The sequence below is a fragment of the Vulcanisaeta sp. JCM 16159 genome, from assembly GCF_001316265.1.
Classification (GTDB): domain Archaea; phylum Thermoproteota; class Thermoprotei; order Thermoproteales; family Thermocladiaceae; genus Vulcanisaeta.
In genome coordinates this window covers 1-549 of record NZ_BBDN01000028.1, presented here as the reverse complement: position 1 = coordinate 549, position 549 = coordinate 1, and the positions used below count along the sequence as shown (strand labels likewise).

The 549-nt window shown below is 44.1% G+C and carries 1 protein-coding gene; it reads right to left on the bottom strand.

Annotation, left to right across the window (positions count from 1 at the left end; genetic code table 11):
• Window positions 1-111: 111 nt before the first annotated feature.
• A partial coding sequence (locus tag JCM16159_RS12985; RefSeq protein ID WP_054858095.1) for a hypothetical protein occupies window positions 112-549 on the bottom strand: 438 nt, incomplete at its 5' end.

Sequence of the window (549 nt, the reverse complement as noted above, 5' to 3'; positions counted from 1 at the left end):
TGCAGTTTTGTTAGTGCTGTGTTTGTTAGTCCGTGTATGTATCCCTGTGTTAGTGCTGTGTTTAGTTCTTCGTCGAATGGGTTTTCGAATTCCACGATCAACTCATCACCCTTAACCTCCAGTTTTTTTGAAGGTTAGTCTGTTGTATGCTGTGGCTGTGCTTAGGTACGTCCTAACCGTGGTTAGTGGGTCGCCAAGAGGTATCTCACTCACCAACACCCTGGCATACTCATAACCAAGCCTATACAGCACCCTCTCCACATGCTGAGTACCCATTTGAGACAGCACATTCTTAACAGCCGCTATGAAATGCCTCTGGGAGAAGGTGAGGGGTACGATAGGCCCATTAATAACACCGAGAAACTCAAGACCACCAACAGAACCAAGCCTCGGAATCAACGAATCCAAGTCACCATCAACATCAACCATCAAAGCCCTAGAATTACCAATAATATTCCTAACATTAACACCATGCTTAAGAAAAACAAACGACAACTCATTAATAATACCAGGCCTATCCCAAACAACCCAAAACAACAACCAAACCAT